16 protein-coding genes are annotated in these 14402 nt (G+C 57.9%); 1 reads left to right on the top strand and 15 read right to left on the bottom strand.

From position 1 onward, the window contains the following. Positions 1-185: 185 nt before the first annotated feature. From XI02_RS10055 to XI02_RS10035, 5 genes are all read right to left on the bottom strand, one after another. Positions 186-1049 carry an SIR2 family protein gene (locus XI02_RS10055; RefSeq protein ID WP_016848168.1) on the bottom strand — a complete coding sequence of 288 codons (864 nt, stop codon included), beginning with the start codon at positions 1047-1049 and terminating at the stop codon, positions 186-188. Then, positions 1046-1270, bottom strand: a complete 225-nt coding sequence (nifT, locus tag XI02_RS10050; RefSeq protein ID WP_016848167.1) for a putative nitrogen fixation protein NifT — start codon at positions 1268-1270, stop codon at positions 1046-1048. The genes XI02_RS10055 and nifT overlap by 4 nt, the downstream gene beginning before the upstream one ends. Continuing rightward, the gene (locus tag XI02_RS10045) at positions 1267-2400 is read right to left on the bottom strand and encodes an aminotransferase class V-fold PLP-dependent enzyme (RefSeq protein WP_240537188.1); all 1134 of its coding nucleotides are present in this window, start codon (positions 2398-2400) and stop codon (positions 1267-1269) included. The genes nifT and XI02_RS10045 overlap by 4 nt, the downstream gene beginning before the upstream one ends. Positions 2401-2478: 78 nt before the next feature. Next, positions 2479-2757, bottom strand: a complete 279-nt coding sequence (locus tag XI02_RS10040; RefSeq protein WP_016848165.1) for a hypothetical protein — start codon at positions 2755-2757, stop codon at positions 2479-2481. Between the two features lie 19 nt (positions 2758-2776). Further along, complete coding sequence (locus XI02_RS10035) at positions 2777-3097, bottom strand: iron-sulfur cluster assembly accessory protein (protein ID WP_028343127.1); 321 nt, start codon at positions 3095-3097, stop codon at positions 2777-2779. Positions 3098-3373: 276 nt separating this feature from the next. Here XI02_RS10035 and XI02_RS10030 point away from each other — a divergent pair, with 276 nt between their 5' ends. Next, positions 3374-3964: a hypothetical protein gene (locus XI02_RS10030; RefSeq protein WP_016848163.1), complete on the top strand. Its 591-nt coding sequence runs from the start codon at positions 3374-3376 to the stop codon at positions 3962-3964. A gap of 9 nt (positions 3965-3973) precedes the next feature. Here the strand turns inward: XI02_RS10030 and XI02_RS10025 are convergent, their stop codons facing one another. From XI02_RS10025 to nifD, 10 genes are all read right to left on the bottom strand, one after another. Beyond that, positions 3974-4309 carry a Rieske 2Fe-2S domain-containing protein gene (locus XI02_RS10025; RefSeq protein WP_018269915.1) on the bottom strand — a complete coding sequence of 112 codons (336 nt, stop codon included), beginning with the start codon at positions 4307-4309 and terminating at the stop codon, positions 3974-3976. 709 nt (positions 4310-5018) lie between these two features. Continuing rightward, on the bottom strand, positions 5019-5870 hold the full coding sequence (locus tag XI02_RS10020; protein ID WP_016848161.1) for a hypothetical protein: 852 nt from the start codon (positions 5868-5870) through the stop codon (positions 5019-5021). 595 nt (positions 5871-6465) lie between these two features. Continuing rightward, positions 6466-6771 carry a ferredoxin III, nif-specific gene (fdxB, locus tag XI02_RS10015; RefSeq protein WP_016848160.1) on the bottom strand — a complete coding sequence of 102 codons (306 nt, stop codon included), beginning with the start codon at positions 6769-6771 and terminating at the stop codon, positions 6466-6468. A gap of 13 nt (positions 6772-6784) precedes the next feature. Next, positions 6785-6985 carry a CCE_0567 family metalloprotein gene (locus XI02_RS10010; RefSeq protein WP_016848159.1) on the bottom strand — a complete coding sequence of 67 codons (201 nt, stop codon included), beginning with the start codon at positions 6983-6985 and terminating at the stop codon, positions 6785-6787. Between the two features lie 8 nt (positions 6986-6993). Then, positions 6994-7464 carry a NifX-associated nitrogen fixation protein gene (locus tag XI02_RS10005; protein WP_016848158.1) on the bottom strand — a complete coding sequence of 157 codons (471 nt, stop codon included), beginning with the start codon at positions 7462-7464 and terminating at the stop codon, positions 6994-6996. A 6-nt stretch (positions 7465-7470) separates the two neighbouring features. Continuing rightward, the gene (nifX, locus tag XI02_RS10000; protein WP_016848157.1) at positions 7471-7866 is read right to left on the bottom strand and encodes a nitrogen fixation protein NifX; all 396 of its coding nucleotides are present in this window, start codon (positions 7864-7866) and stop codon (positions 7471-7473) included. Continuing rightward, positions 7863-9263: a nitrogenase iron-molybdenum cofactor biosynthesis protein NifN gene (gene nifN, locus XI02_RS09995; RefSeq protein ID WP_026192299.1), complete on the bottom strand. Its 1401-nt coding sequence runs from the start codon at positions 9261-9263 to the stop codon at positions 7863-7865. The genes nifX and nifN overlap by 4 nt, the downstream gene beginning before the upstream one ends. 9 nt (positions 9264-9272) lie before the next feature. Beyond that, positions 9273-10919, bottom strand: a complete 1647-nt coding sequence (gene nifE, locus XI02_RS09990; RefSeq protein WP_016848155.1) for a nitrogenase iron-molybdenum cofactor biosynthesis protein NifE — start codon at positions 10917-10919, stop codon at positions 9273-9275. Positions 10920-11015: 96 nt separating this feature from the next. Then, positions 11016-12572: a nitrogenase molybdenum-iron protein subunit beta gene (gene nifK / locus XI02_RS09985; protein ID WP_018269909.1), complete on the bottom strand. Its 1557-nt coding sequence runs from the start codon at positions 12570-12572 to the stop codon at positions 11016-11018. Positions 12573-12659: 87 nt separating this feature from the next. Continuing rightward, on the bottom strand, positions 12660-14162 hold the full coding sequence (gene nifD / locus XI02_RS09980; RefSeq protein ID WP_026192298.1) for a nitrogenase molybdenum-iron protein alpha chain: 1503 nt from the start codon (positions 14160-14162) through the stop codon (positions 12660-12662). Between the last annotated feature and the right edge of the window lie 240 nt (positions 14163-14402).

Here is a 14402-nt window from a genome sequence, read left to right as displayed (position 1 = left end):
AACAGCAACCATGCGCGTGTTTGAAAGCCAACAAGCACGTCGTATTCCTGCCGCCGAGCTCCACGGCGGGTGCATTCATTCAAACGCCAAGCATGCGCGATCCCGGCTCCTTCCCCGTTGACCTTGATGCGATACGGCATCTGACAATAGGCCGATGCGAGCTGGCGGTCCGGCTTCGCAACGCGCTAATGGGTGAGCAGTATCTCGACTGCGCGAGGCAATCCAATCGCAAGCGGCGTCAGGCCCTGCTCGCGCAGAAAGCGGAGCTCATTGCGTGAGAGCGCATCCAGATCAACGATCGCATAGTGGGTTTTGGCTGTACGCTTGATGATTTGCCGGGCATAGCTACGCAACAGCTGGTCGTTGAACCGACAGCCGATGAAGAGAAAGCTCTGTCCGATCCGCCTTTCCTTGATGATGTCCGGAATCGGTGTCTGGATGTCGACTTCGGTCAGCACCTCGACATAGTCCGCGTCGGAGATCAGGAAGTTCTTTGCCGGCTGCACACCGCCATGCGGCTTGTACAGCACCGTCGCCCAGCCATCCGCCACGACACCGTCGACCTCTTGGCCAATCGAGTCATAAAAGCGATACCAGCGATTCTCGCCAATGCTGGCGCGGGTGATACCCTGCACTTCGCCCCATCCATCGCGCTTATCCAACGCCCCGCGCATCGCGCCATCATACCATGTATCGACTATGACGGGCAGCGACAGAGACGCAAGATGATCGTGCAAGGCGGTCGGCTCGACCGGCCGAGCAAAGGCCTGCGCCATCAATGCCGTCACGGTGGAGCGATGTTTGTTGATTTCGATGTGCTGCGCCGCGGCCCATGCATTGCTCTTGGCCCGTCGCGGCAACGCGACCTTGCTGGCGAAGAAAGCAGATAACGCCTCAGGCGTCGTCGGCACATCGGGTCTGGACAGTTCGGCAAGGCCAGGACCGATATAGGGAACAATGCTCGCGGCCCTCAGCCCGGCAGCAACGTCCGCGAGAATGGCCTTAGCATCGGTTGCGTTGACAAAATCGATTTGCACGGGCGCATTCACGGATCGTCACCGTTTTCACCTCGTTTCTTGGCGTTGATCGTCACCGGCAAGCGCGTATCGCTAGCCATCTGCGGTAAATCGAGCACCCAGCCATTGGCTATTTTGATCCAGCCGCCCCATAGCGTCTCGTGCTCGGATTCCACGATCGACTCTTCGAGATCCTTTTTCGGCACGTAGATCGACAGGCCCGAGTCCGGAGCGCGGCGAATCATGATCTTCACGAGCTCAACTCCCTCGACTGCCGCGCATAGCTGGGCAGACTGGCCGATCCCCGCAAATTGGCGCGCAGGCGAGCCACGATGTCGGATAGTACGCACACGACCTCATCGACCTCCGCAACAGAGGTTTCACGCGACAGAGAAAAGCGCACCGCGCCGCGCATACTCCGCTCCGGCACCCGCATGGCGCGCAGAACATGCGATGGCTCCATTGAGCCGGACTTGCAGGCTGCTCCCAGCGACACTGCAATGCCCGCACGATTGAGATGATGGACGATTGCTTCGCTTTCAAGATCATCGAACGCGATATTGGCCGTGTTGGTTAGCCGATTGCTAGCATCGCCGAGCACCGCGCACTCGCCGCTGCGCAAAATCCCCTGCTCCAGGCGGTCGCGCAACGCACCAATGCGAACACGCTCCGGCTCGAGCCGCTCCACCGCCAGCTCCGCAGCTTTTCCAAGACCAACGATGCCGGGGATATTCTCAGTACCGCCGCGGCGCCGACGTTCCTGCGATCCACCCCAGATCAGCGGCCGGAATTTTGTCCCTTTGCGCAGATAGAGCGCGCCAATCCCTTTTGGGCCATGCAGCTTGTGCGCCGAAAGCGACAGCATGTCGATCGCACTGTCCTTCAGGTCGACGCGTTCCTTACCGACGGCCTGGACCGCATCGGTGTGAAACAGCGCGCCTGCCTCACGGGTCAACCCGGCCAGAAACTCCACGGGAAAAATCGTACCGGTCTCGTTATTGGCCCACATGGTCGAGACGATCGCCGTGCGGGGCCCGAGCGCGCAGCGAAACGCCTCGATGTCGAGCCGGCCGCGGGAATCTACCGGTATGATATGTGTCTTGACGCCTTTCGGCGCCAATTGCTCGACCAGCGAAAGGATGGCGGAGTGCTCAACCGAGGTGGTAACGATCTCGTCACGGCCTTCCTGGCTCGCAAGCGCCGAGAGGATGGCAGCATTATTTGCCTCGGTCCCACCTGAGGTAAAAATGATCTCATGATCGTCGGCATTCCCCAACAGATCCTGCAAGCTACGGCGCGCCTGCTTCAGCGCGGTTGCGGCCTCGCCGCCAAAGGCGTGGCTGGATGAGGCATTGCCGAATCGCTCGGTGAAGTAAGGCAACATGGCTTGCACGACGGACGGATCAGTCCGCGTCGTCGCGTTGTTATCGAGATAAATCGGCACCTGATCCCCCACTCAATCTCACGCCTTGGCTGCTGCAGCAACCGGGATGAAACGGACGAATTCGCCGAGTCTCTCGACAAGCCGCGCCTGCATGCCTTCCAACGATCCGCTCAAAAGCTCGCAAAACGCGCTGCCACCAACGCTGACCACGTTCCTGCTGCCACCGATCCGGATCACTCGACTGCCGTCACCCCGTTGCAGAATGGGTCGGATCTCCTCGAGTACGGCGCGAATGCGCGGTTTTCGGCCGTTCACGGCGGCCTGCAATTGCCTGAGTTGCTCTGATTCGGCCAGCATGCTTGATGTCTCTTTCATATCAGCTGAACGATTTTCCGCAGGAGCAGCTCGAGGTGGCGTTCGGGTTGTGAAAGGTGAAGCCTGAGCTCTCCAGCGCCATCACGAAGTCGATGGTTGTTCCGACCAGATGTTGATGGCTCTTGTCGTCGACAAACACCTTCAGGTCACCGCACTCAATCACTTTGTCGTCGGGCTTCGGTTCCTCAACCAGACCCATCGTGTATTTGAACCCGTTGCAGCCGCCTGCCTCGACCATAATGCGCAGGCCGCCAGCTGGCTGTGTCGATGATGAAATCGCACTCTTGACCGCATTCACCGCGCTATCCGTCAGGTTGATCATGGCTTATCCTTCATCTGCTTAGGACTGCGTGCTCTTGGCAAGTCATGTGCCAGCGTGCAGACATTTGATGATGCTTGCCTTTTCGGGCCACGCCTGTTGACTTTGGTACTCGTGTCGAATTTCGGACAAGGCTGCTTCAGGCTGTCGGTGCCCATTTCACGCCTTTTCCTTCCCGGCTATGCCGCAGACCGCTGCACATGGGCGGCAAGCAATTTGCATTGCATCTCGCACCGACGCCGAAGCGTTGGTGAAACGCTTAGATCGAGGAACGTTCTAATGACTGCAATCGAGAACACCGCACTCGGCAGACTTGAGAAGGAGGGTCGCCTGCTCAATGCCGTATTCAAAGGCGGGACCATTAAGCCTGGGCGGTTCGGCTTTCGCGGTGACGTCGCACTGAAATTCCAAACCCAGGTCGCGGACGAGAAGCGGCCGCCGGACTATTCGATCGAACAAGTTTTGACCATCGCCCATGATGGAGAGCGAACCATTCCGGTGCTAGCCGGCTATCTGCATTCCTTCGCCTATCTTGCCGACGTTGCAGGCGTGCTGGACGGCGCGTTAAGCCCCGACGGCAGCTACTTCATGTTCTGCAACAACATAGATCTGCTGGCGAAATACCGAGTCAGGCTTGGCGATGCCACTTTCCACGTCCTTCCGTGCGACGAGTCCACAGTTTGGAAGGAGATGATGGACCTGGTCGGAATCAACAAGGACGACATCAAGAAGCTCGATTCAGGTGGCAAGCTGGATTACCTGCTCGATGCGGCAAAGAATCTGGATCTGTCCTGTGATGAGATCTCGTACGAAGATGGGCTGAAGAGGATGGAACCCGTGAAGAATCGAAACGAAAATCGGCCGGTCTGAGCGCTGGCTTCATTCATCAAAAGGCGTATCGTCTTCGACAAGACGCACGCCGACGACACAGATATCACCATCCAGAACTGTCAAGGCGATCGGCGTGAGCGCTCTGCCCTTGCACGGACCTTCGACGCACCGGCCAGTGCCAAGTTCGAAGGTCGATCCGTGTTTACCGCACATCAGCCGGACGCCGTATGGATCGAGGAACTCGTTCCGCTCCCAGTCCAAATTAACGCCGTTGTGCGGGCATCTATTGAGATAACCGAGCACCGTCTTGCCCCAGCGCACCACAACGATAGACCACGGCCGCTGATTGCCGTCGTGATCGACGATCATAAGACGGAATCCCATGGCCCGGCGGCTTGGAATGTCGCTAAGACCGCAAATCGCGTAAATGGCGTCTGACTGCGTTCATTGCTCGTCGATTACGACGACACGCTTCATATCACCTGTATCAACAATGCGACAACCGTAGGAGCGCGCCAGATTGGCTCCGCATTGTAGCACTCGAGACGTACAAGCTCGCCTGTACAACAACTCACTCGCGTTGGTGCATGATGAGACGAATCCCGCGCAAGCATTGATCTTCTAGCCTTTCGAAGGTTCCGCTTTCGTCCACAGTCAGGCGAGTCGCATCGCACTGCGGAATGGTGCGGCTGTCTACGGCATGTGACGAAGCACACCGTCTCTTTGTATTCTCGATCTTCGCATGTGCATAGATGTGCTCGCGTTTGCGGGCCCGCGCAGCTTGACTGATGAGAATGATGCATTTCAACCAAGACCGTCGAAAATGCAGGGACTGCTGAATGCTCCGCAGACGCCGCATTGACCGCCAGCTAACAACGCCGCACGCGTCGTTGCTGCAGTCGATCTAATAGCTGGCAGCGAGGCACGCCTTAAAGTCGGCGTGCCCGCTGTTGGCGGTAACCGCGGTCACCGCCAAAATCATCCTTGGGCGCACACCGGGAGCGTGCGCCTCATCAGGCCATAGCCTTCGCTGGCGCGCGCAATCCACGAAACGCCAGCCATTTCCTGCCGGCTCCCGCGACTTACAGCTGCTCTACTCTGTGTGCAGCCCCGCAAGGGCGCGCTCCAAGTAGTAGTATTCTGTCGAATCATCTTCGTCAGAAGAGTCAAACTGGCGAGGCGCTTGGGTCGCGCTATCACCATCCCCTGCCTTGGCGAGGTACTTTGTAGGCTTGCCTACTCGCTGCCACTCATCGTTCTCATTCTTGGTCCACACTTCCGGATGCTGGTGAGGATCAAGCACCCAGTGGTTTCGCCCCACGTGAACAAAACCCATTTCCGCCAGGCGGGGTTCCATCCCGCCTAAGGCTGGTTTTGACAAGATCAGCGGCTCAGCGCCGTTGCGCGCATCAATTCTCAGTTGATGTTCCAGCAGAATATCGCCCGCATTCTCGACCAGGGGATGTGTCACCCGAAGGTCTACCACAGACGTCAGATCGTTGCGGCCAAACTGGTTCCGGAAGGCGTCTCCTTTGATCCGAACCGGACCTCCCACTCTTAAGAGGCCGACCGTTTCGTCACCCAATTTATAGCTGAAAAATTTCGCTGGCCTGGACAGATCATCGTAGGTGTGGAGATAGCTTCCAGCGACCGTTGCTGCGCGCTCAGCTTTCTTGGATACGAAATCCGAGTACTCTTCCCGGCTACTTGCGATGCTCTGGATATCAGAACCCAGAAATCTCCACAGTCCGTCATTGAAGGAAGAGCGATCGATCTCGGAAATGGGCGGATTGGATTCCAGAGAGTATCGCGCCGGCGACGCCCCACTTGAACCGACGCCTGCAACCATTTCCGTAAAATGCGAGCTGTCCCCCGCCTCTCCCGCTTCATCAGCTTGGCTGGCGCCTGTGGACGGGCTCGATGAGCCAACGATTCTGCCATACATCAGATCGCTCTCCTATCGGCAAATTTCCACGCTGTTGAGCTCGTGCCGCGCAAGCTCTGCCGACTAGAATACACAGCCTAGCTTACCGCAAGCTGACCCAGATAGCGCAAAGCCTCTGTCCGCCTCGCACGCTACGACCAGGCGCTCCGCGCGCATTCGCCGCACGCGCAACTCATCGAATTGCATTCGGTGAGTGCACATTACGTCATATGACGATGGTCCATCCCTCAAGGACTGGCCACTCATCGCCACACGCGCGATCGCCTTTCATTAGAGCACTTGCAGGCTGGGGGTTTGATCAGATACTTGAACAAATGCACACGTCTATCGAGGACCGGCCCGCCCTTACGCTCTCGTTTTCCAGTTCTGTGCGTTTTAGTCGTGTGCTGCCGATATCGACCATTTCGTGACGCGCTGTTGCGCTGTCCCCGCCGTTCGGTGCAGCGGCATCGTCGGGCCGCGGCAGGTCGTCTAGACCATCGAGACTATCAGCGCAGGCCGGCCTGATCTTCACGCCCGTGTTGCACGCGACCAGCAATGGCTCTCGCCCGCTACATGCCGCACGCCTGCCGTAGGGACAGACCCGGCCTTCGGCTTACGCAGCTTCGGTTGCGGCTGATCCGTGGGTCTGACAACTGGCCGGGCAAACTCTGGCGCAGGCTCCGCAGCCGATGCAGGCGCCCTGATCATTCAAAACCATGATCTTCTTTTCAATTTCGTCGTCATCGTCATCGTCATTGTCGAGGTCGACAAGTTCGCCACTTTCGTTGATCCCCCTCAACGTCATGACATCTCGACCGCACACCTTGAAACACCGGCCACAGCCGATGCACTTGTTGGCATCTATCGAGATCAAGTAGTCCGGCGTCCAGTCGCGGCCATCACGCGTTGCAAATGACATGAATCGGCCTCCTCTAGTTAACTTCCAGCGCCTTCAAATCATGGCTCTTGCGTTCGAGTTCGGCATAGGCATCATGCGCCTTCTGCGCCACCACCATGATCGATGTCCAGTTGATGGGAAGTTCTTCCGAGAGGTCGTGCAGATCCATTTTGGCCTGGAGCGCTTTGGCCGAAAGTTTCTTTAGCTCCGCCTTCAGTAGTTCACGATCGCTCATGAATGCCCTCAATAGTTTGCCACGTCCGGAAATTTCCGAATCAAGTCGATTCCGCCCCTGACATATTTGTCACCCTCCTGCGCGAGCTTTGCGAGGTTATCGAAGCCGAAGCGATGCATATCGCGCAGCTGCCTGTTCACGGCGATCAGCCGCCCCCCGATCAGCACCATGCGGCCAAAACCTTCATGATGCATCTTCAGCATCGGCTGGATCATCACGCCGGTAGCCCTCTCGATCGAGAGTGCGACTGCATTGAAGAACAGCTCCAGCCGCCACAGCGTGTCGGGATCAGGATCGCCGACAATCGGCAGTGCCCGTCGCTTCTCCTTGTCCAAGATATAGGGTTCAAGCAGCTCGAAATCGCTCTTGGCCTCCCAGGCTTCGTAGGTATCCTGAGCGCGCCATATCTTGACCAGTTCCTTGAGGAACGGGGAATCGAGGGCGTCGCCCTGCTGCGCCATTTCTGTGGCCTCGGTCATCTCACCTCATTCGTCGAACTCGAATGTGCGCCGTTGGTCCTTCGCCAAGGCCTTGCGTAGCCACGGCGGCGGCGTGCCGTTCAATACGCGCTCGAGCTTTTCGAGCAGCGCTAGGATGTTTTCTGGCTTGTTCACCTTGATAGGATGGATGTTGTTGGCCACGACCCGCGCAGCACCGGCACCGCCGATGGCGGCAACGTACAGGATCGCGCAATCTTTGATCGCCTCGATCTTCGGCGCCAGCTTGTCGTCGTTGCCGTCTTCCTTGAGATCTCCTTCGAACTCAACCGCTTTGAGAAACACGTGCCCGTTTGGCGCGACATCGTAGATAGCGATATTCTTTGCCCACCCAAAATGGGCATCGACGCGTCTTAGGTCTTGCGTGGCGAATGCGACCTTCATGCAGTCGACCTCTCAGCTGCGCTGCGGTGGCCCGACGTTAGCGGCAGTGCCGCCAAAGGCCTCCATCTATCGGGCGTCGGCTGATGATTCTCCTCGCGGTCCGCGATCACAAGATTGGCGATATCAAAGATCAGAGCGCGCGTACCACGATAACCGACGGATAGCTGGTGCCCTGCACCAAGCCGATCGAACATCGGAAAACCGGCTCGATAGAACGGGATTTTCAGCCGAGCCGCCGCTTGCCTGCCATGCGAATGCGTGATCAGCAGGTCGCAATGCTTTGTTCTGGCTAGCTCTTCCAGATCCTCAAGATCGCCGATCAGCACCTCCTTGGTCTTGATCCGCTCGATCACCGCCGACTGCGTGGTCGTCACCGCCGCGCTCACCTGCGCGCCCATCTCGTGCAGCATACTGGACAGGTCGAACAGCAGGTCTGGCTCGGCCGCGATTGCAAGTTTGCGACCACCAATATGGAAGTGCGCGTCCAGCATTGCGTCAGTGAGCTGGCCGCGCTGGCGCCGATATTTCGATGGCACGGGGCGGCCGCTGATCTCGCTCAGAAAAGTCACGAATTCGTCGTTCGGACCGAGACCGCATAACCGTTCGAACAGGCGAAATGGCACGCCGGTCCTGGCCTGCATGACCTCTGCTGCTCGCCGCATCTGCCCGCCTATCGCGATAGTCCACCCTGCGCGGCCCATGCTCGCGATTTCGTCCACGCCGATGCCGCCGATGGTCGTTGGGGTAAAGTCATCAGGGATATGCCCGTCGAGCGACCCCGCCAGATCAGGCAGGAAGGACGGCCGCAACCCAAAATCCTCCAGGATGGCACGAAGTTCATCAAGATCACCCGGCGTGAGGTGGCATCCTGGAAGAACATTCACCCTCGATGGATCGCGCAGGCCATTGACGTTTGGCCCTTCCACCAGCAACTCCACAATGCTCGCCACGGCCTTCTCCCAGCCGTCCTGGAACGCCCCCTTGAAATCAGGCGTCGAGACATAAACCAGCGGTAATTTCGCAAGCTGCGGATGCTTGTCCCGGATCAGCTTGAGGTAGGCATCGACATCGTCTCCATTGGTCTCGGTGACACCGGTCGAGCAGATTCCGATGATCTTTGGCTTGGTACGATTGTAGATATTGAGTATCGCCTGCTCGAGATTCTCATAGCCGCCGAGCACGGTCGCGACCTCGCTCATCGCAGTGGTCTGCAGCGGTACAGCCTCCTTGAAATGCCGCACAAAGAGGGTGAGCCCGAAGGAGGTGCAACCTTGTGAGCCGTGCAAAAGCGGCATCGCCCCGCTTAGCCCCATGAACGCAAATGCGCCGCCGATCGGCTGGCTCATCTTCAACGGGTTAACCGCGCATGCTTTTGTCGGCAACGTCGCGATGGCCATGACACCTTCCTATTCGGCGGCCTGCAGCCCGGCGGGCGGCGCGGACGCCAGGACGTCCTCGATGCGTCGCTTGCAGCAGCCACCGACGGCATTGGTGTGATTTCTGACTGCCTCGACGCTCCTCAGGCCATGCGCGTAGATCGCATCTTCGATCGTGCCGAGATCGACCGTGTTACAGGAGCAGATCTTTCTCGCTCGCCGCGCCGCTTCGGCGAGCGCCGGATCGCGCGCGATCGCCGCCACCGGCGATTGCATCTGCAACATCGCGTTGGCCAAAGCCTCCCATGGCGCCGGTCGACGTAGCTGGTCCCACATCGGGTTAGAGAGCGACTTAGCGATCTCCTCCACCAGCTTGACCATTCCGACATAACCCATATAGGCGTGGCAACGCTCCTGGTTGACATCGAGCCAAGGCATCGCCGCCTTCAATGCAACGAACTGCGATTTGCCGCCCGAGAGCATGATGTCCGCCTTGGCGTTCTTCAGCATTCTGTACATTTCGCGCGGCGTCATATCCTCGATCATGTGGGCATCTTGCCCCATGAGCAGCTTGATGCGTTCCTTGTCCTCCCTCGTCGACTTCTTCACACTGGTTCCGACCATTTCAAGGCCGGCTTCCTGTAGCGCCGCAACGACCGACCATGACTTGACGCCGCCGGTAATCAATAAAGCCTTCTTGCCTTTGAATCGTGGCTTGTACGGCTCGATCGCAGCCCACGCTCTCGCCTCCTCGCGTGCGATCACCGCTTCGGTGCGCCCGAGCAGCTCTTGCGGCGCGCCACGTTCAACCAATAAGCGGGCAATCTGGCGCAGCGAATAGCTCGAATCCTGAATACCGTAGAATGACCCTTCGAAGAACGGGATCCCGTAGCGTTCCTCCATCTTGCGTGCGACGTTGACCATGGCCTTCGAGCACACCAGCATCGCTGCCCGTGCGCGATGGGATGAAGCGACTTCGCGATATTTGCCATCGCCCGAGATGCAAGACAGAATCCGGATGCCAAGCTCTTCGAACAACGGCTTTACCTGCCAGAGCTCTCCCGAGAGATTAAATTCTCCGATCAGGTTTACATCGTACGGCGTGGCGTAGTCCGGCTCCTGCGTTCCGATTACATAGTCGAGCAAGGCCTCGCCGGCGAGCTTGTTACCGAGGTTCTTGGAACCAACGAACCCCGGGGAATTGATCGGAATCACCGGCTTGCCGAACCTTTGAGACGCCGCCTTGCAGACCGCGTTGATATCGTCGCCGATCATGGCCGGGATGCAGGTCTGATAGACGAAGATTGCGGGCGGGTCGCGCTTGTCGATGATCTCTTTGATCGCTTTGCAGAGCCGCTTCTCGCCCCCAAATACGATATCGGTTTCGCTCATATCGGTTGTGAATGCCGTGCGCCACAGACTAGAGCCGGAGGACGCCGCGCCGCGATTGTCCCAAGAATTGCCTTCGCATGCGATCGGACCATGCACGAGGTGAGCGACGTCGGTAAAGGGCTGCAGCGCAATCTTGGCGCCGTCGAAGGCACACCCGCCCGCAGCGCCGCCCGGCTGCAGTTGCTTGGTGCAACCCTTCTTGCGCTCAGCCTCCGACTTATTGCCATTCTTGGCGCAGCCCGGCTCGCTGAAGATATCCTGGACCGTGGCCGCTAGCGAACTCATCAGCTTTTTCCTCTCTGCGAAAGCAACTCTCTGCCGACCATCTTGCACGCGCGCCATCGGCGAGTGTTCCGGCGATGGCACGCGCACTCTCCGCCATCAACGAATGATGTCGAAGCTATAGTCAGTCTTGCCAAGAACATTGGTCTTCTTGTCGATTTCGTCGAAGATCTTGTCGAGGATCTTCACCAGTACATTCAGGCCGCCCTGATAGCCCCACACGGGGGAGCGGTGATGGTGATGCCGATCAAAAATTGGAAACCCGATGCGGATTAGTGGCGTTCCCGTGTCCCGTTCCAGGTACTTGCCGTGTGTATTGCCAATCAGAAAGTCAACCGGCTCCGTGAACAAGAGCGAGCGCATGTGCCAGAGGTCCCGCCCCGGATAGGCTTGGCAGGCCTGACCAAATGGCGAGCTTGCAAACAGCGCCTGCATTTTTTCCTGCCACGCCTTGTTGCCATTGGTGGACAGCACATGGGTCGGTTCGGCGCCGAGTTCGAGCAGAAAGGCAGCCAACCCATAGCAGAGATCAGGATCGCCATAGATCGCGAACTTCTTGCCATGGATATGCGCGCTGGAGTCCGCGATGGCATCAACCAAGCGGCCACGCTCTCGCGCGAGCTCCTCCGGAATCTCCTTGCCGCTGATGCGTGATAACGCCACGAGAAAATCATCTGTTGCGGACACACCGACCGGGTAATTGAAAGACACGACGTCCTGGCCATGCTCGGACACGAACGGCAGCGTTTTTTCCGTACACCATTGCTGCATGGAGATTGTCGCCTTGGCGTGAATCGCGTTCGCCGCGTCTTCCAGCGTGGTGCCGCCGTCATACATCCGGAACTCGCCGTCGGTCGGGGTATCGAAGACTTCAGAGTTATCGGCGAGAATCGTATGTTCGATGCCCATCAATGCCAAGATTCGCTTGATCTCGCGAAGATTTCCAACGGTATTGCCATCAAAGCCGCCGATGATGTTGATTGCCTCATTTGGCTTGCGCTCCAGCTTCGGCGCCGTTCCGGCCTTGCCGTCCCAAAAATGCTCGAGAATGCCCTTGAGTGCGTTGTCGTAGCCCGTGACGTGGCTGCCGACGAACGCCGGCGTATGTGCGAACGGCACGTCGAACTCTGCCGGAACCGAGCCTTTTTCCTTCGACGTCTTGATGAAGGCGTTGAGGTCATCGCCGATTACCTCAGCCATGCAGGTCGTCGAGACCGCAATCATCTTGGGTTTGTACATGTTATAGCTGTTGGCGAGGCCGTCGATCATATTGTTCAGCCCCCCGAACACAGCGGCGTCTTCCGTCATCGACGAAGACACGCAGGAGCTCGGCTCCTTAAAGTGCCGCGACAGATGGCTGCGGTAATAGGCCACGCAGCCTTGCGAGCCATGGACGAAGGGCAGCGTGCCCTCAAAACCGACTGAGACGAAAACGGCGCCAAGCGGCTGGCAGGCTTTGGCCGGATTTACCGCAAGCGCCTCCCGCGCGAAATTCTTTTCGCGATATTCGGGGGTTTTCGTCCATTCCTTGATACGTTCGACCTCGGCAGGATCGCGGGGATTTTCGAACAACTTCTTGTCGGCCAGCATTTGTTGGTATTCTGGACCGCGGAACAGTTCGAGATGATCGAGCACATGTTCTGCACTCTGCGCCATGTTAGGATCCTTCACTATCGAAATTGATATCGCCCAACTCTCCGCAGAGAGCGGGATCGGTTGCTCTATTGTGAAACCAAGTGCTTGTTACTCTGCAGCCAAGAGCTTGGCTTTCGAGGCTTCCTTCCAAGGTGCCTTCATCTTCTTCCAGATCGGCGAGTTGACAGCCATGTCCATGTCGCGCGCAAAGATCGCAAAGCCGTCATAGCCGTGATATGGGCCCGAATAGTCCCAGGAATGCATCTGCCGGAACGGCACACCCATCTTTTGGAAAACGTACTTTTCCTTGATGCCCGAGCCGACCAGATCAGGCTGGAGCTTTTCCACGAAGCGCTCGAACTCATAGCCGTTGACATCGTCGTAGATGAGCGTGCTGTCCTTTACATAATGCTGTGCGGTGCGCTGATAGTCGTCGTTATGACCGAACTCGTATCCGGTTCCCACGACTTCCATGCCGAGGTCCTCGTAGGCGCCAATCACATGACGCGGACGAAGCCCGCCGACGTACAGCATCACCGTCTTGCCCTGCAGGCGCGGGCGATATTTTGCGATCACGGCGTTCACCAGCGGCTGGTACTTTTCGATCACCCGCTCGGCACCCTCCTTGATCTTGTCGTCGAAATAGCCGGCAATCTTGCGCAGCGATTCTGCGATCTTTGAAGGTCCGAAGAAGTTGTACTCGCACCAGGGGATACCGAACTTCTCCTCCATATGACGCGAGATGTAGTTCATCGAACGGTAGCAATGCAGAATGTTGAGCTTCGCCTTCGGCGTTGCTTCGAGCTCGGCGAGTGAACCGTCGCCGGACCACTGTGCAATCACCCGCAGGCCCATTTCCTCCAGCAGAATTCGCGATGACCAGGCGTCGCCGCCGATATTGTAGTCACCAATGATCGCAACATCGTAGGGCGTCGGCTCGAACTTTGGTTTGCCGTCGGGGTCGAGCTTGTCGAAAATCCAATCGCGCACCGCGTCGTTGGCGATGTGGTGGCCAAGCGACTGCGACACGCCGCGAAAGCCCTCACAGCGGACAGGCACGATGGTCTTGCCACCATATTCCTTGGATTTCGACCTTGACACGGCCTCGATGTCGTCCCCGATCAATCCGATCGGGCATTCCGATTGGATGGTGATGCCGTGGTTGAGCGGGAAAAGCTCCTGGATTTCGTCAAGGACTTTGACCAGCTTCTTGTCGCCACCGAATACGATGTCCTTCTCCTGGAAATCGGAGGTGAATTGCAGGGTTACAAAACTATCGATGCCCGTTGTGCCAACGTAATAGTTACGACGCGAGCCCCACGAATACTGGCCGCAGCCAACCGGGCCGTGGCTGATATGGACCATGTCCTTGATCGGCCCCCAGACCACCCCCTTGGATCCTGCATAGGCGCAGCCTCTGATTGTCATCACACCAGGTATGGATTTTATGTTGGACTTGACTCCGCAATCGGACTTCCCGGACTGGTGAACGTTGAGATGCTTGGCACGCCGCTTCGCGGTCTTCTCTGGATAGACCTTCAGCACCTCGTCGATCAGCTGTTTGTTACGAGCCCTGATTTCTGCAATGCTCTGGGTCGTGGCGAGACTCATGCTGATGTCCTTCAAGGGTTAGCGGTTGGAAGTGCTTCTTGCTGACCAAGACTTTTGCAACGAGCATGCCAGTCCGTCGGGAGCGCAAAAACCAGAACAAATAGACACAGTTAGCGCGGCCCGTCCGATGAGGCTGGTTGTTGTTGCGAACGCGACATCGCGCTTTGCGCGGAGACTTCTTCGTTGACCCTGTTCGAAATGGAACAAGTGCCGGCTATGCGCCAAGTTGCGCCGCGCAGT

Source organism: Bradyrhizobium sp. CCBAU 21365 (assembly GCF_015291305.1).
GTDB classification, from domain to species: Bacteria; Pseudomonadota; Alphaproteobacteria; order Rhizobiales; family Xanthobacteraceae; genus Bradyrhizobium; species Bradyrhizobium elkanii.
Note: the sequence above shows the minus strand (reverse complement) of the source record. Positions and strands in the feature narration are given on the sequence as shown.

Coding starts and splice junctions, on each gene's coding strand:
- XI02_RS10030 (WP_016848163.1), top strand. CDS start 3,374: ATGACTGCAATCGAGAACACCGCACTCGGCAGACTTGAGAAGGAGGGT.
- XI02_RS10035 (WP_028343127.1), bottom strand. CDS start 3,097: ATGATCAACCTGACGGATAGCGCGGTGAATGCGGTCAAGAGTGCGATT.
- XI02_RS10025 (WP_018269915.1), bottom strand. CDS start 4,309: ATGGGATTCCGTCTTATGATCGTCGATCACGACGGCAATCAGCGGCCG.
- nifD (WP_026192298.1), bottom strand. CDS start 14,162: ATGAGTCTCGCCACGACCCAGAGCATTGCAGAAATCAGGGCTCGTAAC.
- XI02_RS10020 (WP_016848161.1), bottom strand. CDS start 5,870: ATGTATGGCAGAATCGTTGGCTCATCGAGCCCGTCCACAGGCGCCAGC.
- XI02_RS10040 (WP_016848165.1), bottom strand. CDS start 2,757: ATGCTGGCCGAATCAGAGCAACTCAGGCAATTGCAGGCCGCCGTGAAC.
- XI02_RS10045 (WP_240537188.1), bottom strand. CDS start 2,400: ATGTTGCCTTACTTCACCGAGCGATTCGGCAATGCCTCATCCAGCCAC.
- nifK (WP_018269909.1), bottom strand. CDS start 12,572: ATGGCGCAGAGTGCAGAACATGTGCTCGATCATCTCGAACTGTTCCGC.
- XI02_RS10005 (WP_016848158.1), bottom strand. CDS start 7,464: ATGACCGAGGCCACAGAAATGGCGCAGCAGGGCGACGCCCTCGATTCC.
- nifE (WP_016848155.1), bottom strand. CDS start 10,919: ATGAGTTCGCTAGCGGCCACGGTCCAGGATATCTTCAGCGAGCCGGGC.
- nifN (WP_026192299.1), bottom strand. CDS start 9,263: ATGGCCATCGCGACGTTGCCGACAAAAGCATGCGCGGTTAACCCGTTG.
- fdxB (WP_016848160.1), bottom strand. CDS start 6,771: ATGTCATTTGCAACGCGTGATGGCCGCGACTGGACGCCGGACTACTTG.
- nifX (WP_016848157.1), bottom strand. CDS start 7,866: ATGAAGGTCGCATTCGCCACGCAAGACCTAAGACGCGTCGATGCCCAT.
- XI02_RS10010 (WP_016848159.1), bottom strand. CDS start 6,985: ATGAGCGATCGTGAACTACTGAAGGCGGAGCTAAAGAAACTTTCGGCC.